Consider the following 18499-nt stretch of genomic DNA (forward strand, 5'->3'; position numbering starts at 1 on the left):
ACCGGCCGTAGCAGGTTACGGCCGGGTGCGGCGCAGCCACGTGTAGGCCGCCAGGCCGATCGCGGGCCACAGCAGCGACTGCGCCGTGAGCAGGGGCGGGTTCGCCGGCAGCACCCCGTGGTGGGCGTCCCGCATCCAGCCCAGCACCGGCACGGTGAGCCAGCGGGCCCCGGTGAGGCTGACCAGCAGCATCCACAGGTAACCAAGCATCAGGGCGATCGTGGAGACCGCCGGGGAACGCAGGATCGGGCGGCTCGTCAACGCCCCGAGGGCGAGCCCCGCCGCCACCGACAGCAGATGCAGCCACACGCCGGTCAGCAGCACGGAGAGGCTGGGGGAGCCGGCCAGGCGGACGAGCAACGCGGCCTCGGCGATCGCGGCCAGTGCGAGCAGCGACGCGAACGCCGCCAGCAGCCCGCTCACCGGCTCCCGCGCTCCCAGGGCGGACAGGGCGACGGCGCGCTGCTCGTCAGGCTCGGTGTCCAGCAGGCCGCGGGCGGCCCAGGCGAGCACCGGCACGAGCATGGCCGCCGAGTCGGCGGTGGCGGCGATCTCCTGACCGGCGGGCACGGCGCCCGCGTAGAGGACCGCCAGCAGCGCGAGCAGCGCGATCAGTGGCTGCAGGGCCCGGTGCGAGGCGACGTATCCGGCGATGCGGAACCGTGTCAGGGCGATCACGGGGGTCATTCCGCGGCCTCCCGGGCGACGCGGGCCGTGATAGGCGCCGTGATACGCACCGTGCAGCCCTCGGCCCGCAGGCGGTCGGCCAGGTCAGCGGCCTTCGGCGTGGCCACCGCCACCTCCAGCACGGTCAGGGGCGTCTCGCCGGTGTTCTCGACCTTCAACTCCCGTACGGCGTGGTCGCGGACCTCGAAACGGCGCAGGCCGGGGAAGTCGCGCAGGTCGCCCTGGTGGTCGCTCACCACCACGATCCCGCCGCGCGCGCCGATCTCCGCGATGATCCGGGGCAGCTCGGCGCGGGTGGCGGCGTCGAGCCCGGCGAACGGCTCGTCGAGCACGAGCAGCCCCGGGTCGGCGAGCAGCGCCTGGGCGAGGCCCACCTTGTGGGCGCTGCCTTTGGACAGGTCCGGCAGGTTCCGGCCGAGCAGGTGGTCCATGCCGAGCCGTTCGCTCCAGTGGCCGATCGCGTCCTGGCCCCCGATCCGGCTGTGCCCGCGGACCGCCGCCATGTGCCGCAGATAGGCCGCCACCGTGAACGGCTGGTCGGCCGGGAAGCGCTCGGGGGCGTACCCGACGACCCGGGGGCGGCCCTCCACGCGTCCGCGTACGGGCCTGAGCAGCCCGGCGGCGAGCCGCAGGAGGGTCGACTTGCCGGTGCCGTTCGGGCCTGAGACCTCGGCGACGTCCCCCGGATCGAGGACCAGGTCGGCGTCGGACAGGACCCAGGGGTCGCGCCGTCCGTACCGGAAGGAGACGCTGGCGATCCGCATAGGTCCCCGAGCCTACCGAAGGATTTACGGCCGTTTCGGTGATTCGTGATCACTGGTCCATCCTGAAAACCCCCATGAATCGCAACAAGTGCCAATTCGATGGCCTGATGCACCACGATGGTGCTCATGCTTCGCAGATCATCCCCCCTGGCGGCCGTCCTCGCCGCCGGTCTCACGTTGACCACATCCCTGGTCGCCGCCCCCGCGGCCTTGGCCGACACCTACACGCCGGGCTCCGCCGGCCTGGGAGACCCGTACTTCCCGCACGCGGGCAACGGCGGGTACGACGCCGGCCACTACACGATCAAGCTGAGGTTCACGCCGAAGACGCGCCACATCAGCGCCACCACCACGATCACGGCCACGGCGACCAAGAACCTGTCCCGCTTCAACCTCGACTTCTCCGGGCCGAAGATCAGCCGGGTCGAGGTGAACGGCAAGCGGGCCGCGTACCGGCGGAAGGGCCAGGAGCTCGTCGTCACCCCCCGCCACGGGCTGCCGTCGGGGGAGAAGTTCACGGTCGAGGTGTCCTACGCGGGCCGGCCGAAGCCGATCCAGGACGAGGCGCTCGGCGCCTCCGGCTGGATCAACACCACGGACGGCGCCGTTGTCGTGGCCGAGCCGGACGGCGCCCGCAGCTGGTTCCCCGTCAACGACAACCCGCGCGACAAGGCCACCTTCAGCTTCCAGATCTCCGCGCCCCACGGCGTCACGGTCCTCGCGAACGGCGAGCCGAAGAACTCCGGGATCGTCGGCGTCCGCGGCGGCTACAGCACGTGGAGGTGGGAGATGTCCCAGCCCATGGCGCCGTACCTCGCCACGGTCGCGATCGGGAAGTTCAAGGTCACCGAGGGCGCCGTCGACGGCATCCCCAACATCACGGCGTACGACCCCTCGCTGGCCAAGGAGTTCAGGTACCTGCACCGCACCACCGCCAAGGCGATCAGATGGGAGTCGAAGGTCTTCGGCGCCTACCCGTTCTCGTCCACCGGCGGCATCGCCGACCGGCTCGGCGTCTTCTACTCGCTGGAGACCCAGGGCAGGCCGGTGTACGACAAGGGCATGGCCGACGACCTGGTCATCGTGCACGAGCTGGCCCACCAGTGGTTCGGCGACAGCGTCGGCCTGCGGAGCTGGAAGGACATCTGGCTCAACGAGGGCTTCGCGACGTACGCCGAGTGGCTGTACGAGGAGCAGCACGGCGGCCCGTCGGCCGAGAAGACCTTCGCGAAGCTCTACAAGAAGAAGAGCGGCGGCGACTTCTGGAAGCTCAAGACGGGTGATCCGGGGCGCGCCGGCATGTTCGACGGCGACGCGATCTACACGCGCGGCGCCATGACCGTGCACGCCCTGCGCAAGAAGATCGGCGACGACACTTTCTTCACGCTGCTGCGCACGTGGACGGAGGAGAACCGGCACTCCACCGTCACCACGAAGGACTTCGTGGCCCTCGCCGAGCGGCTCTCCGGCCAGGACCTCGGCGCGCTGTTCGACGCCTGGCTGTACAAGGCGCACAAGCCCAAGCTCTGAGTGACGAGTTCGGGCGGGCGCGGGCGGCCGGTGAGACACCCGCCGCCCGCGCACCCGCCCCCGCACCCGCCCTCTCCGCGCGGCCGTCACCGTGACGCCCACGGCGTTCGCGACCCCGCACGGGCGCGACACCGGGCTTTCACGCTTCCCCCGGACGTCCCGCGCGACGTCCGGTCTCCACGCGCCCGCGACGCGGGCGCCCCCGGACGACGGATCCACGCCGGAGTTGGCGGGCGGGGTTCAGCCCGCGGAGTCCGCGGGAGCGGGTTCGAACCCCGCCGTACGGTACCGCTCGATCTCCACCCATGCGGCCGACATCCCGGTGAGGCACCGGTCGAACACCTCCGCCTGCCGGACGTACGCCTCCCGGGCGGGACCGGGACGCACGCACAGGTCGTCGGTGTCGCTGACCGACCACGGCACGTCGCTGTGCCCGAGCGCGGCGGGCAGCAGCGAGGCGATCCCCCGCGCGCCCAGCTCGCTGGTGAGCTGCCGCCGGACGGGACGGCCGAGCACGTCGGCGAACACCTGCGCCCAGACCTCCGACCGGGCGCCGCCGCCGGCCAGCCGCCAGGGCCGGTCGCCGACATCGGCCCCGCTGGCCAGGACCCGGTCGAGCTGCACCCGGTGATACTGGGCGACCCCCTCGATGACCGCGCGGGTGAGGTGACCGCGGCGGTGGACGGCGGAGACGCCGAGGAACGTCCCGGAGGCCGCCGGGTGCTCGGGGGCGCCGTTCACGAAGGGCAGGAACAGCAGACCGCCGGCGCCCGGCGCGACCGTCGCCGCCTCCTCCAGCAGGTCCGCCGCCGGTACGCCTCCGCCGGTCTGCCGGTGCGGGACCGAGGCCGAGCTCAGCCAGTCGAGGTTGGCGGCCGACGTCGGCGCGACCTCCATGGCGAGCATCGTCCCCGAGTCCGGCATCAGCGCGCTGAGTGTGACCTCGGGCGCGGGCGTCGCCGCGGGGACGACGACCCCGTTGATGGCCCACGTCCCCACGATGATCGTGACGTCGCCCGGCGCCCGGCCGCCCGCGCCGAGCGTCGCGGCCACGCAGTCCATGCAGCCCGCGATCACCGGCAGCCCCTCGGGCAGCCCGGTCAGTTCCGCGACCCGCGCGCTCAGCCCGGCGACGACCTGCCCCGACTCCCGCAGCGGCGGGAAGCGGCCGAGGTCCGCGGCCGGCAGCCCCACGAGTTCGAGCGCCGTCGGAGTGTAGGCGCGGGTGTCCAGCGCGACCATCCCGAACGCGCTCGCGTCGCTGTAGTCGGCGCTCGGGACGCCGGTGAGCTGGGAGGTCACCCAGTCCTTGCACGACAGCGCCCACCGGGTCCGCGCGTACGCCTCCGGCTCGGCGTCGTGCATCCAGCGCAGCAGCACGGCGGGCTGGGCGGCCCACGGGATGGAGCCCGTCTCGGCGGCGAGGCGGCGGGCCGCCTCCGGCTCGATCGCGTCCACGATGTGCTGGGCGCGGCTGTCGGACGACGCGATGGCCGGCCCGACCGGCCGCAGCGACTCGTCGACCGGATAGAGCCCGTTGCCGTGGGCCGCGACGCCGATCCCGGCCGGCACGTACCCGTCGGCCGCGAGCTTGCCCGCGAGATCGCCGAGCAGCGACACGACGGTCTCGGCCAGGCCGGCCATGTCCACGTCGTGGCGGTGGGCCGTCACGCTGGTGCGCGGTGTGCGGGCGTGCACCACCCCCACCTCTCGTCCCTCCGCGTCGAACGCCGCCGCCTTCGACGCGGTCAGGCCCACGTCGACCCCGATGTAACACGTGACCTGGTTCGTCATGCCGTCCCCCCGCTGCCCCTGCTCCCGCCCACGCCCCTGCCCACACGCCTGCCGCCGCCCCGGCCCGCCGCCCCGGCCAGGGCGCGGGGCCGGTGACGCCGCAACTCCTCCTCGTACGCGGCCACCTCGGAGCGGGCCCGCTCCTTGTCCCAGCCGAGGTGGCGTACGGCGACGTCCGCGCAGGTCGCGGCGCTGTCCAGGCCCATGTCGCCGTTGAGCCCGACAAGGATACGCCGCAGCATGACGTCGGCCAGCGTCACCGCCCCCTCCTCGCGCACCGCCATGACGACCTCGGCGGCGAGCGCTCCGGTCTCCTTGTCGACCACCTCGGCGAGCGAGGGGTCCCCGGCGGCGATCTCCAGCACCCGGCGGGCGCGGACGCCGTAGAGCTGGAGCAGGCGGCGGGAGGACGCCCGGTCGAGCGGGGAGTCGCGCAGGAAGTCGCGGACGAACTCCGGCCAGGCCGAGGTCTCCGCGCCGGGCAGCGGCCGCGCCCGGGTGACGCACGGGCGGGGACGGCGGCCGAGCACGCGCAGCGCCGCGTCGGTGACGTCCTCCGCCAGCGCCCGGTGGGTGGTGAGCTTGCCGCCGATGACGGTCAGCAGCCCCCGGTACGCCGGCCCGTGGTCGAGCACCGTGTGCCCACGGCTGATCTTGGCGTTGTCCGACACCCCGCTCGCGTACGGGAGGGGCCGGATCCCGGCGACGCTCCACAGCACGTCGGCGGGGGTCAGCCCGGCGCCGGGGAAGATCCGGTTCGTCTCCGCGAGCAGATACTCGATCTCGGCGTCGCTCGCGACGACCTCGTCCAGGTCGCCCTCGTACGTCAGGTCGGTGCTGCCGAGCACGTAGCGGCCCTGCCAGGGGAAAACGAAGATCGGCCTGCCGTCGGCGGCCGCCTCGAAGAAGATGCAGGTGCCGGGGGCGCCGGGGAACGGGTCGAGCACGACGTGGCTGCCCTTGGTGCCGCCGTTCAGACGGCGGCTCTGGATCTGGCCGTCGAGGACCCGGTCGATCCACGGCCCGGCGGCGTTGACGGTGACGGCGGCCCGGATCTCGCCGCGCGCCCCCGTCCGCACGTCCTCGGTGCGCAGGCCCGCGACGCGGTCGCCCTCGACGACGAGTCCGGTGACGGAGGTGTAGGTGAGCACCCGCGCGCCGAGGTGGCGCGCGTCGAGGAACAGTTCGACGCAGAGCCGCTCCGCCCAGGGCACCTGCGCGTCGTGGAAGAGCGCGGCCCCGCGCAGGCCGTCGCGGGACAGCGTCGGCCATTCGCGGGCCACCGTGCGGACCGGCACGGTCCGGCTCAGGCCGCGTCCGCGGCCCAGGGCCAGCAGGTCGAACGCCAGCAGGCCGAGGCGGATCAGCGTGCCGGGCCGGGTGTTCCCCTTGTAGAAGGGGATCAGCATCGGGTAGTCGCGGACGAGGTGGGGAGCGGTGCGGAACAGCAGGTGCCGCTCGCGGATGGATTCGTGCACGAGCGCGAAGTCGTAGCGCTCCAGGTACTTGAGGCCGCCGTGGATGAGCCGGCTGGAGGTGCTCGACGTGCCCGAGCCCACGTCGGCGCGGTCGACGACGACGACGCGCAGGCCGCGGGCCGCCGCGTCCCTGGCGATGGCGAGCCCGTTGATACCGGCTCCGATGACGGCGAGATCGACGACGTCGTTCTCGCCGGTGGGGACATGGTGCGACATGGGAGGCTCCCGGGGGAAGGACGGGCGCGGGTCCGCGGGCGGCGCTCGCCGGACCCGCGCCCTTGGGGGTTCAGATCGCGGCGCCGGCCGCCTTCTCCTTGAAGATCTCGTACGCCTCCTCGGGCTTGAGCCCGTCGTGCACGACCCCGCGGACGGCGGCGAGCATCCCGGCGGGGTTCTCGCTCTGGAAGATGTTGCGGCCCATGTCGACGCCTGCGGCGCCCTCCTGGATCGACCGGTAGGCCATCGTCAGGGCGTCCAGCTCCGGCAGCTTCTTGCCGCCGGCCACGATGATCGGCACCGGGCAGCTCGCGGTGACGGTCTCGAAGCCGTCCTCGACGTAGTACGTCTTGACGATGTGGGCGCCCATCTCCGCGCTGATCCGGGTGGCCAGGCGGAAGTAGCGCGCGTCACGGACCATGTCCTTGCCGACGGCGGTGACGCCGAGCACGGCCACGCCGTGCCGCTGACCGGCGTCGACCAGCGAGGCCAGGTTGGCCACCGACCGCGACTCGTGCTCGCCGCCGACGAACACCTGGATGGCCACGGCCGCGGCGTTGAGGCGCAGCGCGTCCTCCATGTCGAGCGCGATGTGCTCGTCGGACAGTTCGCGCAGGATGCTCGGGCCGCCGCTGGCGCGCAGCACGATTCCCGCGCCGGTGGTCGCGGGGATGCTGGTGCGCAGCGCGCCACGGGTCATCATGATCGCGTCGGCGTCCGGCGTGAGCGGGGCGATCCGGGTGTCGAGGCGCTCCAGGCCGGCCATCGGCCCGACGAAGTAGCCGTGGTCGAAGGCGAGCATGACCGTCCGCCCGGTGTCCGGCCGGAAGATGCGCGACAGGCGGTTGCGCAGGCCCCAGTCCTGCCCGTGCGCGCCCTTGACGTGGAAGCCGCCCGCCGCGGGTCCGGACGTCCCGAAGTCGCGGGCGTCGAGCAGGCCGTCGGTGTCAGCCATCAGTGTCTTCTCCTGTGAGAGTGGTTGCGGTGGTGGTGGTCGTGGGGGCCGCGGGTCGCGGCCGCCGTCTGAACAGGGAGGCCAGGCCTCCGCTCCGGTCGCCTCCGCCTGCGAGGAACAGGACGAGGAGCACCAGGCCGCCCTTGAGCAGGTTCTGCGCCGCGGTGCTCCAGCCGACGAGGTTGACCAGGCCGTCGAGGAGGATGAAGAACAGGGCCGCGCCCCACACGCCCACCGGGACCGCCCGGCCGCCGGAGATCAGGGTGCCGCCGATGACCACGACGGCCACCGAGTCGAGCAGGTAGCGGGTGCCGAGATCGGCCGAGGGCGCGATGTAGGCGGCGAGCAGCGCGCCGGTCAGCCCGGCCAGCGCCCCGCTCAGCAGGTACGTCGTGGCGATGACCCGGGCGACCGGGACGCCGGCCCGTTCGGCGGCGCGGCGGTTCTGTCCCACCGCGACCAGCGACCGCCCGTAGACCGTACGGCGCAGCAGGGCGGCGACGAGCACGGTCAGCACCGCGATCGCCAGCGCGAGGACCGGCACGCCCGCCGGGCGGAGGTTGAGCGCCGCGCGCAGACCTGCGTCGGGCACGGCGGTGAAGCCGTTGGCCGTCGACAGCGTGATCGACGAGGCGACGAGCCCCGCGGCGAGCGTGGCGATGATCGGGGGGACGGACAGGCCGAGGATGGCCACGGTGCTGACCGCCGCGACGCCGGCGCCGGCGCCGATGCCCGCGAGGATGCCGACGGCCGCCGATCCGGTCGCGGAGGCCGCCGCCACCGAGACGAACCCGGCGAGCGAGATGACCGACGCGACCGACACGTCGATGTTGCCCGGGCCCGCGGTGACGACCAGCATCTGCCCGAGCCCGACGATGACGAGGTAGGGCGCGAGGGACAGGGCCAGCGAGACCGTCTGCCCGCCGCCCTGGCCCGAGATGACCAGGATCACCAGCCACACGAGCGCGGCGGCGGCGAAGCCCCACACCCAGGGGCCGCTCCAGGAGCGCGACCCGGCCACGCGGATGTTCATCGCAGCACCTTCCCCACGACGACGCGGCCGGCGAGCACGGCCAGGACGATCACTCCCTGTACGGCCGACTGCATGTCGGACCGCACGTCGAGCAGGCTGAGAACCACGCTGACCAGGCCCAGCGTCACCCCGCCGACGGCCGCGCCCCACGGCACCGCGGTGCCGCCGGCGAAGGAGCCGCCGCCGAGGATGACCGCGGCCACCGTCATGAGCGTGTAGCTGGAGGCCGACGACACGTCTCCGCCGCCCGTCTGGGAGGCCAGGACGAGGCCGGACAGCACGCCGAGCACGCCCGCCGTGGCGTAGGCGGCGACGCGGGAGGTCCCCGGGCGCAGCCCGGCCCGGCGCAGCGCGACCGGGTTGCTGCCGAGGCCGCGCATCCGCACCCCGAGGGCGCTGCGCGCGGAGAGCAGGTAGACCAGCAGGGCGACGACCACGATGGGCAGCAGCGGCGCGGGGAAGCCCGCGGGCTGCCACGCGCCGAAGGACGCCAGCCACCCTGGGGTCGTGCCGCCGGGCGTGGGCAGCAGGAACAGGCCGAGGCCGAGCCAGACGAACGACGCGCCGAGGGTCGCGATCAGCGCCGGCACCTGACGCAGGTGGATGAGGAGGCCGAGGACGGCGTACGCCGCGACCAGCCCGGCCAGCACGAGGACGCCGGTCAGGGGCGACGAGACCAGCAGGGTGGCGGAGACCACGGTGACGAGGCCGACGAAGTTGCCGATCCCGAGGTCGATGTCCCCGACGGCCATGAGCGTCATCTGGGCCTGCGCGGCGATCACCAGCGGCACGGTCGCGGACAGGACCAGGGTCAGGCCCTCCACGGTCAGCACGCCCGGCTGGAGCGTCGAGCAGACGCAGACCATCACGACCAGGGCCACGGCGCTGACCGCGGCGGGCGCGGAGCGGCGCATCCGCGCCCGGCCCGGCAGGGCGGGGGCGAGAAGCTGGGCCATCAGTCGTCTTCTCCCTTCTCGGCGAAGGAGACGCCGATGATGCGTTCCTCGGAGATCTCCTCGCCGGTGAGCTCGGCCACCACCCGGCCGGCGCGGAAGACGTAGACCCGGTCGCAGTGGGCCATCTCGGCGTTCTCGCTGGAGTACCAGACGACGCTGCGGCCCTTGGCCGCCTCCTGCCGGATCAGTCCGTACAGGTCGGTCTTGGTGTGCACGTCCACGCCCCGGAACGGGTCGTCGAGCAGCACGAGCCCGGCGGGAGAGGCGAACGCCCGGGCGACGATGACCTTCTGCTGGTTGCCGCCGCTCAGCTCGGTGATCCCGGCCTCCGCGCCGCCCCTGATCGAGAGGCGCTTCACCCAGTCGGCGACGACGGCGCGCTCCTCCGCCGGGCGGCGCATGCCGCGCCGGGCGATCCCGCGCAGTGCGGTCACGATCAGGTTGTCGCCCACGCTCCACAGGGGCAGCACCCCCGAGCGCTGCCGGTCGCCGGGCACGTACGCCCGGCTCACGCCGACGGTGGTGTCGCGCCGGACGGGCCGCCACAGGCGTTCGAGCACCTCCTGCTGGCCCTGACCGGCCAGCCCGGCGAGGCCCACGACCTCGCCCCCGCCGACCCGCAGGGTGACCTCCCGCAGGCCCGGGCCGGTGGCTCCGAGCAGTTCGGCCACCGTCTCGCGGGCGGTGGTCCCGGCGGTGGTCCCGGCGGTGGCCGGCGCGCCGGACGTCGGTGGAGCGGCGACGTGCGCGCCCATCAGCCCGAGGACGGCCGATTCGCTCAGTCCGGAGGCGGGCCGTTCGGCGGTGACCGCGCCGTCGCGCAGGACGGCGACGCGGTCGGCCACCGAGAGGACCTCCCGGATGCGGTGCGAGATGAGCAGCACGGCCGTCCCCGCCTCGGTCAGCCGCCGCACGTAGGCGTAGAGCGAGCGGGCGGCGTCCGGGCCGAGCGACTCGGTGGGCTCGTCGAGGATCAGCAGGTCGAGCCGGTCCACCAGGCAGGCACGGGCGATCTCCACCATCTGGCGGCGGGAGAGCGAGAGGTCCTCCACCCGGTCGCGCGGGGAGACGCCGTGACCGGGGAACATCTCGTCGAGGCGGTGGCGCACGGCGTCGCTCGCGGCCCGCCGCCACCGCAGGCGGGGCAGGCAGTGCCGCGAGGACACCCACATGTTCTCCGCCACGGTGAGATCGGGGCACAGCGACGTCTCCTGGTAGGCCATCCGCACCGTGCGGAAGTCTCCGGCGGACGCCTTCGCGCCGTGGACGAGGACCGTGCCGGCGTCGCAGGGCTCCAGCCCGGCGAGGACCCGCATGAGGGTGCTCTTGCCGGCGCCGTTGTGTCCGACCAGCCCGAGCACCTCACCCGCGCGGACCTCCAGGTCCACGCCCGTCAGGGCCCGGGTACGCCCGTACGCCTTGGTCACGCCCATGGCGGCGACGACGGGCGGCCGGCCGGCCGGTCCCGTGTCCGTGCCCGGCGGCGCGGCGCCGCCGGCCGGGAGATTGTCGACGTGCATCCCCGGGTCTCCTCCGTCTCCTGCGTGCCGTTGGGTGTGTGGAGCGGGCCGGGTCAGCCCTGCGCGGACGGGATCGGCGGCCGCACCGGCTCGCCACCGGTCTTGACGGCCTCGACCTGCTGCCGGAACAGGTCGCGGGTCCACGGCCAGGCGGCGTACTCGTCGGGCTTGAGCACCGAGGCCCAGGCGTCGCGGTCCTTCTGCTCGATCAGGACGATCGGGAAGGTCATCTGCTTGGGCACGTCCTTGCCGTCGAGCAGGTCGAGTGCCTCCCAGAGGGCGGCGACCGACTGGCCGGGGTCGGACATGACCGCGACCGAGCCGTTGTCGATCTTGTTGTCCCGCCAGTAGCTCAGCGCGCGGCCGTTGGTCTCGAAGTCCACGGCGGGCACGGTCTTGCCGGCCGTGGCGAACGCCTGGGCGACGCCGTAGCCGTCGCCGCAGCCGATGACGCCGTCGACCTTCGGCACGCTGGACAGCACGCCGAGCACCGCCTTCTGCGCGGTGGCGCCGTCGCACATGCCGGTCACCGTCGCCACGGTCTTCACTCCGGGGTAGTCCCCGAGGATCTTCTTGGTGGTGTCGAGCATCTCGGCCTCGGGCTGGGAGCCGACGACGCCGCGGCTCACGATGACCGAGCCCTTGCCGCCGATGCCCTCCAGGAGGGGCTTCGCGGCGTACGTTGCCCAGTCGACGAAGCTGTTCTGCAGCACGTGCGCGCAGGGCGCGTCGATGGCCGAGTCGAAGACCACGACCTTGACGCCCGAATTGCAGGCCTGCTGGATGACGGGCTGCAGCGCGGTCGGCGAGGCCGGGTCGATGAGCAGGGCGTCGGGCTTCTGCAGCAGCAGGCTCTTGATCTGGGCGACCTGCTCGGTCGCGGAGTTGTCGCCCGGCGCGTTGACGACCTTGTACTTGCCGATCAGCCCGTCGCTCCTGGCCTGCTGGGCGGCCGCCTCGAACTTGGCGATCATCGTCTGCCGCCAGCCGTTGCCGATGAAGCCGTTGCTCAGCGCGATGAAGGGCTTGCCGCCGCCGGCGCCGCCGCCCGCGGCCCCGTCCGCGGCGCCGGCGGTGTCACCGGAGCCACCTGAGCCGCAGCCCGCGGCCAGGACGGCGAGGGCGGAGATCGCCGCGGCCGAGGCGGCGCGCCAGGGCCGGCGTGTGGGACGCATGTGCATGGTGTCTCCAGACAGAGCGGGTTCGCGAGGGGGGAGATCGGCTGGAACACGTCGGCTCGGGGCCGACTTGTTATTACAGGCCTGTAGTGACAAGCAAACTAAGACGGCGTTTCGGGCATGTCAAGAGGATGTTTCCGGTCGCTTCTATCCGGGAGAGGTGGATAATCTTGCTGACGGCTCTGAAAGACTTGTAGTGACAGGTGTGGATCGGGCATGCTGCTGCGGTGCCGCCGAGGAGGTTCCCGTGACCCTGACCTATCCGCCCCTTGACCGCGACGGGGCGGAACCGCTGTGGATGCAGCTCATGCGGGCGTTGCGCGCGGAGATCGAGAGTGGGGAGCGCGGCCCCGACCGGCCCCTGCCGTCGGAGGCCGAGCTGAGCGACCTGTTCGGCGTCTCCCGCACGGTGGTCAGGGAGGCGCTGCGCGAGCTGGTGCAGCAGCGCCTGATCTACAAGGTGAAGGGCAAGGGGGCCTTCGTCGCCCCGCGCAAGACCGAGCTGAGGTTCGTCGGGTCGATGTCCGGATCCGCCGACGACCTGCGGGAGTCAGGGCGCCGGGTGACCACCCAGACCATCCGCCAGGCGCTCGGCGAGGCCGACGAGCGGGAGGCCGCGCTGCTGCGGATCCCGCAGGGAGAGCAGGTCGTACGGCTGCGCAGGCTCCGCCGCGTCGACGGTGAGCCGTGGCTGCTCGTCGAGACCGCCCTGCCCGCCCGGCTCGTCCCCGGCCTGGAGCGGGTCGTCCTGGAGAACCAGTCGCTCTACGACACGCTACGCCGCCGGTACGGCATCGAGCCCGCGGCGGCCGACCGCTGGATCGAGGCGGTCTTCCCGGACCGGGAGGACGCGGCGCTCCTGGAGGTGTCCACCTCGACGCCGCTCCTCGGCATCGAGTCGGTCGCGTGGCTGGAGGACACCACCAGGTTCGAGGCCTATCGCGCCCTCCACCGCAGCGACCAGACCCGCTTCTACGTCGGCATCCGCTGACCCGGCGCTACAGGCCGCCGAGCTGGGAGGCGGCGCGGACGGCCAGCCACACCTCCGCGAAGTCGCCGGTCGCCGACAGGTCGCGGCCGGTCAGCGCCCCGAACCGGCGCAGCCGGTACGCCAGCGTGTTGGGGTGGATGTGCAGGGCCCGCGCGGCGTCGTCGACGCGGCGGTCGCGCTCCATCCAGGTCCGCACCGACGCGACCAGATCGGAACCGTGCTCGGCGTCGTACCGCAGGGCGTCGCCGAGCACGTGCTCGACCAGCGCGGTCAGCACGCCCACGTCGTCCGGGAGCCACCGGCCCGTGGTGTCCTCGCCGTACGTCACCAGCGGCCGGCCCGACTCGGCGGCGCGGGAGACCGCCCACAGCGCCTCGCGCTGGGCGACCCGCAGCGACGACCCGGGCGGGAGCGGGCGGCTGACGCCCGCCGCGATCCCCGGGATCTCCCGCAGCGCCGTCCCCGCGTCCCTGTCACCCGCGTCGCCGGTGATCACGGGGGCCGGCGTCAGCACGTACAGGTCGCGGTGACGGCGGAGCATACCGCCGGGCCGCCGGGCGCGGGGACCGGGAGCGCGAAACCGCCGGGGATGGTCGGCGGCGCGTCCGCCGAGGCGGGCAGCCGTACGCCGGGAGGGGGCGCGGGCACGCCGGGCAGCAGCGGACGCCCCTGCGGGGTGCTCAGGTGGATGGCGTACCCCGACAGCCGTTCGAGCCGCTGGAACAGCCCCGCCGTGTCCAGCCCCTCCGAGGCGAGCCAGCGCAGCGCGCCGAACACCTGGAGCTGGGCTCCCAGCCGCTGCCGGGCGTCCTCCTGCACGGCCGCCGCGACCTCCTGCGCGATCGCGATGAACGGCACGGCCAGCGGCACCTCCAGCACCGGGAACCCGCGCTCCTCCGCGGCGTCGAGGAAGGCCCGGCGGAGCGGCGGGACGTGCAGGCCCGCGCTGAGCGCGAGCGCGGCCACCCCCGCGTCGTCCAGCCGCTCCAGGTACGCGCGCTGCGCGGCGCCGGCGCGCGGCACGCCGATGCCGGTCGTCATGATGACCTCGGCCCCGAGCAGCCAGGGGGTCGGGTCCTCCAGTTCGCTCACGTGGGCCCAGGAGACCGACCTGCCGAGGCCGCGCTCACCGGCCACGACCCTCAGTTGCAGCGCGGGGGAGCGCAGCAGGTCCTCCACCGTGGTGTGCGTGTCCACATCGTGGAGCTTATTTCCCGTGATCGACCCAATTGTCCTGATCCGGGGCCGTGAGGCACGCTCAAGCGGTCTCGCCGGCGCGGCCTCGGCGTGGCCTACGATCTGAGCGGCCCGCTCGCGCCGGGCAGGGCCTGACGCGGGGGAGAAGCGATGATCGTCGACCTGTCACAGCCCGTCGTGAGCGGCATGCCGGTCTACCCCGGAGATCCGGAGGTGGAGATCACGCCCGCTCTCACGGTGGCGGAGGAGGGCGTGAACGTCCTCCGCCTGCACCTCGGGTCGCAGTCCGGCACCCACGTGGACGCGCCGTGCCACATCGACGACGCGCTGCCGGCGCTCGACGACCTGCCGCTGGAGCGGTTCCTCGGCCCGGCGGCGGTCCTCGACGCCCGGGGGCTGCCGCCGCGGGCGCCGATCACCCCCGCGATGCTCGGCCCGGTCTCCGGGCGGCTGGGGCCGGGGGCCGTCCTGCTGGTCGCCACCGGCTGGGACGCCCACTGGGGCACGCCGGGCTATCTGGCCCACCCGTACCTGGAGGCGGAGACCGCCCGCCTGATCGTCGACGCGGGCGTGCGGACCGTCGGCGTCGACGCCCTCAGCGTCGACCCGACTCCCGCTCCCGCCGACCTGCCCGCGCACCGGGTGCTCTGCGGGGCGCACGGCGTCATCGCCGAGAACCTGCGCAACCTCGGCCCGCTCCTGGAGGCCCAGGCCGCCGGGCGCGCCGTCGAGGTCTCCCTGCTGCCGTTGCGGCTCCACGCCGCCGACGGAGCCCCCGTACGCGCGGTCGCCGTCACAACCTAGGAGCGGTCACAACCTAGGAGCCGTCACGACCCAGGAGGGCGTCAGCGCGTGCCCCAGGAGTAGGTCTGCTTGTGCAGCTTGAGGTAGACGAACGTCTCGGTGGCGCGGACGCTGGAGATGGCCCGGATCTTGCCGAGGATCTCCAGCAGGTGGGTGTCGCCCTCGCAGACCACCTCGACCATGATGTCCACCGAGCCGGCCGTGAGCACGACGTAGTCGATCTCGGGGATCTGCGACAGCTCGTCGGCGACCCGCTCCAGGTCGCCCTCGCACTTGATGCCGATCATCGCCTGGCGCGGGAAGCCCAGGGTCAGCGGGTCGGTCACGGCGACGATCTGCATGACGCCGAGGTCCAGCAGTCGCTGCACCCGCTGGCGCACCGCGGCCTCCGACAGGCCCACGGCCTTGCCGATCGCGGCGTACGGCTTGCGCCCGTCCGTCTGGAGCTGCTCGATGATCTGCTTGGAGATCTCGTCGAGCACCACCGGCCCGCCCTTCGCGGCAGCCGCGCGGGACTTAGGCGGAGTCGTCATCCTCGGGGGGTGTCCTCTCTTGGAGAGCGCGTCGGTCCTACCGACCTTGTGTTACGGCACCGTTTTCGACATGTTGCGATCTTGATCTGACATGGTGTCAGCTGAATCGCTTCCGTCAAGCGATTCCGTAGCAGTTTGGTATCTTAGCCACGAAATCCCTTGTCGTAGGCTCTTTTCTCTGTCAGAGTCGCGACATCCTAGCTACCTCAACAGGAGGTCAACGGTGACCACCCGTCTCCAGAACTTCGTGAACGGGAAGTTCGTCGACGCCGCGAGCGGCCGTTTCTCCGACGTCGTAGACCCTACGACGGGGGAGGTCTACGCCCAGGCACCGGTGTCGGGCCAGGAGGACGTCGACGCCGCGTACGCCGCCGCGACGGCCGCCTTCGAGACGTGGGGCCAGACGACGCCGGGTGAGCGCGCGACGCTGCTGCTGAAGGTCGCCGACGCGATCGAGGCCCGGGCCGGCGAGATCAACGAGGCCGAGTGCCGCAACACCGGCAAGCCCCGGGCGCGCATGGCCGAGGACGAGACCCCGATCGCCGCGGACCACTTCCGCTTCTTCGCCGGCGCGGCCCGCACCCTGGAGGGCCCGACCTCCGGCGAGTTCATGGCCGACCACACCTCGGTGATCCGGCACGAGCCGATCGGCGTCATCGGCCAGGTCACGCCGTGGAACTACCCGATGATGATGGCCGTGTGGAAGATCGCCCCCGCGCTCGCGGCCGGCAACACGATCGTGCTCAAGCCGTCCGACACCACCCCGGCCTCCACGCTGAAGCTGGCCGAGATCCTCGGCGACGTCCTGCCGGCCGGTGTCTTCAACGTCGTCACCGGCGACCGGGAGACCGGCGCGCTGGTGGTCGGCCATCCGGCCGCGAGCATGGTCGCGATCACCGGCTCGGTGGGCGCGGGCATGGCGGTCGCGAAGACCGCCGCCGACGACGTCAAGCGGGTCCACCTGGAGCTGGGCGGCAAGGCCCCGGTCGTGGTGTTCGACGACGTCAAGGACATCAGGGCCGTCGCCGAGGGGATCGCCGGGGCGGCCCTCTACAACGCCGGCCAGGACTGCACCGCCGCCTGCCGGGTGCTGGTGCACGAGAGCATCCACGACGAGTTCGCTGCGGCGCTGACCGAGGCCGCCGCCGCCACCAGGCTGGGCGGGCTCGACGACGAGGACGCCTACTTCGGCCCGCTGAACAACGCCGGCCAGCTCGCCCGGGTCGAGTCGTTCTTCGAGCGGCTTCCCGAGCACGCCAAGGTCCTCACCGGCGGCGCCCGTGTCGGCGACAGGGGCTACTTCTTCGCCCCGACGGTGGTCGACGGGCTGCGGCAGGACGACGAGATGGTGCAGGACGAGATCTTCGGCCCGGTCGTCACCATCCAGACGTTCACCGACGAGGCCGACGCGCTGGCCAAGGCGAACGGCGTCCGCTACGGCCTGTCCGGCTCCGTCTGGACCTCCGACCACGGGCGGGCGATGCGGATGTCTAAGCGCCTCGACTTCGGCGTGGTCTGGGTCAACACCCACATCCCGTTCGTGTCCGAGATGCCGCACGGCGGCTTCAAGCACTCGGGCTACGGCAAGGACCTGTCCGTCTTCGGGCTGCACGACTACACCCGCGTCAAGCACGTGATGCACTACATCGGCGAATAGGTTCCCGGCGCAAGCCGTACGACCTATCGATAAAGAGGGATAAGCCTGGAATGACAGATATCCAGGCGGGCCCGGGGGCGGCGGTCGCCGCCGCCCCCGGATCAGTCAGCGTGCCCGCCATCGAACTCGACAACGTGGTCAAGGAGTACGTCTCGCACGGCGAGGTCGTACGGGCGGTCAAGGGCGTGAGCCTCGCGATCGCGGAAGGGGAGTTCTTCTCCCTCCTCGGGCCCTCCGGCTGCGGCAAGACCACCACCATGCGGATGATCGCCGGGTTCGAGGACCCCACCCAGGGGGTCGTCAGGCTTCTCGGGGAGGACGTCACGCACGTCCCGCCGAACAAACGCGACATCAACATGGTGTTCCAGTCGTACGCGCTGTTCCCGCACATGAACGTCTGGGACAACGTCGCGTTCGGGCTCAGGCGCAGGAAGGTCCCCGACGCGGAGATCAGGCGCCGCGTCGGCGAGATCCTGGAGGTCGTGGACCTCACCGGCCGCGAGAAGCGCCGTCCCAAGGAGATGTCGGGCGGCCAGCAGCAGCGCGTCGCGCTCGCCCGCGCGCTGGTCAACCGGCCCCGCGCGCTGCTGCTCGACGAGCCGCTCGGCGCGCTCGACCTCAAGCTCCGTCAGGCCATGCAGATCGAGCTCAAGCGCATCCAGCGCGAGGTCGGCATCACGTTCGTCTACGTGACGCACGACCAGAGCGAGGCGCTGACCATGAGCGACCGCATCGCGGTCATGAACGACGGCCTCGTGGAACAGCTCGCCGAACCCCGCGAGATCTACGAGCGGCCCGTCAGCACGTTCGTCGCCGGCTTCATCGGCACCTCCAACCTGTTCGGCGGCACCGTGCAGCAGGTGAGCGGGGACACGGCCGTGCTCGCCCTCGGGCCGAGCGACCGGATCCTCGTCCCGGCCGACGGCGCGCTCTCCGCCGGGCAGCACGTCGATCTCACCGTCCGCCCCGAGAAGATCAAGCTCGCCAAGGAGCAGCCGGAGGGCGACCTCAGCGTCGTCCGGGGGACGGTGGCCGAGGTCGTCTATCTCGGCACGTACAACAGCTACGTCGTGATGCTCGGCGACGGCGCCGAGATCACGGTGTTCGAGCAGAACGCGAACGACAGCACGATCACCGCCGAGCGCGGCGACGAGGTATGGCTCTCCTGGCAGCCCCGGCACTCCTACGCGCTGAGGTAAAACCCCG

The 18499-nt window shown here is 72.7% G+C and carries 17 protein-coding genes; 5 read left to right on the forward strand and 12 right to left on the reverse strand.

What is annotated here, in order from left to right; all coding sequences use genetic code 11:
* Positions 1–15: 15 nt before the first annotated feature.
* The gene (locus OG344_RS18250; protein WP_405084126.1) at positions 16–687 is read right to left on the reverse strand and encodes a hypothetical protein; all 672 of its coding nucleotides are present in this window, start codon (positions 685–687) and stop codon (positions 16–18) included.
* Entirely contained in the window at positions 684–1451 is a 768-nt protein-coding gene (locus OG344_RS18255; protein ID WP_405084127.1) for an ATP-binding cassette domain-containing protein, read from the reverse strand. The genes OG344_RS18250 and OG344_RS18255 overlap by 4 nt, the downstream gene beginning before the upstream one ends.
* Positions 1452–1577: 126 nt before the next feature.
* Here OG344_RS18255 and OG344_RS18260 point away from each other — a divergent pair, with 126 nt between their 5' ends.
* Complete coding sequence (locus OG344_RS18260; RefSeq protein ID WP_405084128.1) at positions 1578–2981, forward strand: M1 family metallopeptidase; 1404 nt, start codon at positions 1578–1580, stop codon at positions 2979–2981.
* 240 nt (positions 2982–3221) lie between these two features.
* On the opposite strand, the gene OG344_RS18265 is transcribed toward OG344_RS18260, so the two are convergent.
* The 7 genes from OG344_RS18265 to OG344_RS18295 all read right to left on the reverse strand — a co-directional run bounded on the left by OG344_RS18265 (position 3222) and on the right by OG344_RS18295 (position 12108).
* Complete coding sequence (locus OG344_RS18265; RefSeq protein ID WP_405084129.1) at positions 3222–4775, reverse strand: FGGY-family carbohydrate kinase; 1554 nt, start codon at positions 4773–4775, stop codon at positions 3222–3224.
* Complete coding sequence (locus OG344_RS18270; protein WP_405084130.1) at positions 4772–6469, reverse strand: glycerol-3-phosphate dehydrogenase/oxidase; 1698 nt, start codon at positions 6467–6469, stop codon at positions 4772–4774. The genes OG344_RS18265 and OG344_RS18270 overlap by 4 nt, the downstream gene beginning before the upstream one ends.
* Before the next feature lie 70 nt (positions 6470–6539).
* Positions 6540–7424 (reverse strand): 3-hydroxy-5-phosphonooxypentane-2,4-dione thiolase, encoded by an 885-nt coding sequence (gene lsrF / locus OG344_RS18275; protein WP_405084131.1) that lies wholly within the window; start codon positions 7422–7424, stop codon positions 6540–6542.
* On the reverse strand, positions 7417–8457 hold the full coding sequence (locus OG344_RS18280) for an ABC transporter permease (protein ID WP_405084132.1): 1041 nt from the start codon (positions 8455–8457) through the stop codon (positions 7417–7419). The genes lsrF and OG344_RS18280 overlap by 8 nt, the downstream gene beginning before the upstream one ends.
* On the reverse strand, positions 8454–9413 hold the full coding sequence (locus OG344_RS18285; RefSeq protein ID WP_405084133.1) for an ABC transporter permease: 960 nt from the start codon (positions 9411–9413) through the stop codon (positions 8454–8456). Before OG344_RS18285 ends, OG344_RS18280 begins: the two co-directional genes overlap by 4 nt.
* On the reverse strand, positions 9413–10933 hold the full coding sequence (locus OG344_RS18290; protein ID WP_327044504.1) for a sugar ABC transporter ATP-binding protein: 1521 nt from the start codon (positions 10931–10933) through the stop codon (positions 9413–9415). Before OG344_RS18290 ends, OG344_RS18285 begins: the two co-directional genes overlap by 1 nt.
* A gap of 53 nt (positions 10934–10986) precedes the next feature.
* Entirely contained in the window at positions 10987–12108 is a 1122-nt protein-coding gene (locus tag OG344_RS18295) for an ABC transporter substrate-binding protein (protein ID WP_405084134.1), read from the reverse strand.
* Positions 12109–12358: 250 nt separating this feature from the next.
* On the opposite strand from OG344_RS18295, the gene OG344_RS18300 reads away from it, so the two are divergent.
* Positions 12359–13102, forward strand: a complete 744-nt coding sequence (locus tag OG344_RS18300; protein WP_327044506.1) for a GntR family transcriptional regulator — start codon at positions 12359–12361, stop codon at positions 13100–13102.
* A 7-nt stretch (positions 13103–13109) separates the two neighbouring features.
* On the opposite strand, the gene OG344_RS18305 is transcribed toward OG344_RS18300, so the two are convergent.
* Together OG344_RS18305 and OG344_RS18310 are read right to left on the reverse strand one after the other, a co-directional pair.
* A complete protein-coding gene (locus OG344_RS18305) occupies positions 13110–13643 on the reverse strand; it encodes a PucR family transcriptional regulator (RefSeq protein ID WP_405084135.1) in 534 nt (177 codons plus the stop codon).
* Positions 13610–14299, reverse strand: a complete 690-nt coding sequence (locus OG344_RS18310) for a PucR family transcriptional regulator ligand-binding domain-containing protein (RefSeq protein WP_405084136.1) — start codon at positions 14297–14299, stop codon at positions 13610–13612. The genes OG344_RS18305 and OG344_RS18310 overlap by 34 nt, the downstream gene beginning before the upstream one ends.
* A 150-nt stretch (positions 14300–14449) precedes the next feature.
* Here OG344_RS18310 and OG344_RS18315 point away from each other — a divergent pair, with 150 nt between their 5' ends.
* Positions 14450–15103 carry a cyclase family protein gene (locus OG344_RS18315; RefSeq protein WP_405084137.1) on the forward strand — a complete coding sequence of 218 codons (654 nt, stop codon included), beginning with the start codon at positions 14450–14452 and terminating at the stop codon, positions 15101–15103.
* Positions 15104–15144: 41 nt separating this feature from the next.
* On the opposite strand, the gene OG344_RS18320 is transcribed toward OG344_RS18315, so the two are convergent.
* The gene (locus tag OG344_RS18320; RefSeq protein ID WP_327044509.1) at positions 15145–15636 is read right to left on the reverse strand and encodes an Lrp/AsnC family transcriptional regulator; all 492 of its coding nucleotides are present in this window, start codon (positions 15634–15636) and stop codon (positions 15145–15147) included.
* 223 nt (positions 15637–15859) lie between these two features.
* Here OG344_RS18320 and OG344_RS18325 point away from each other — a divergent pair, with 223 nt between their 5' ends.
* Both OG344_RS18325 and OG344_RS18330 read left to right on the forward strand, forming a co-directional pair.
* Positions 15860–17293: a gamma-aminobutyraldehyde dehydrogenase gene (locus OG344_RS18325; RefSeq protein ID WP_327044510.1), complete on the forward strand. Its 1434-nt coding sequence runs from the start codon at positions 15860–15862 to the stop codon at positions 17291–17293.
* A 50-nt stretch (positions 17294–17343) separates the two neighbouring features.
* Positions 17344–18492, forward strand: a complete 1149-nt coding sequence (locus tag OG344_RS18330) for an ABC transporter ATP-binding protein (protein WP_405084138.1) — start codon at positions 17344–17346, stop codon at positions 18490–18492.
* Positions 18493–18499: the final 7 nt, after the last annotated feature.

It is taken from the genome of Microbispora sp. NBC_01389, from assembly GCF_045040095.1.
Taxonomy (GTDB): domain Bacteria; phylum Actinomycetota; class Actinomycetes; order Streptosporangiales; family Streptosporangiaceae; genus Microbispora.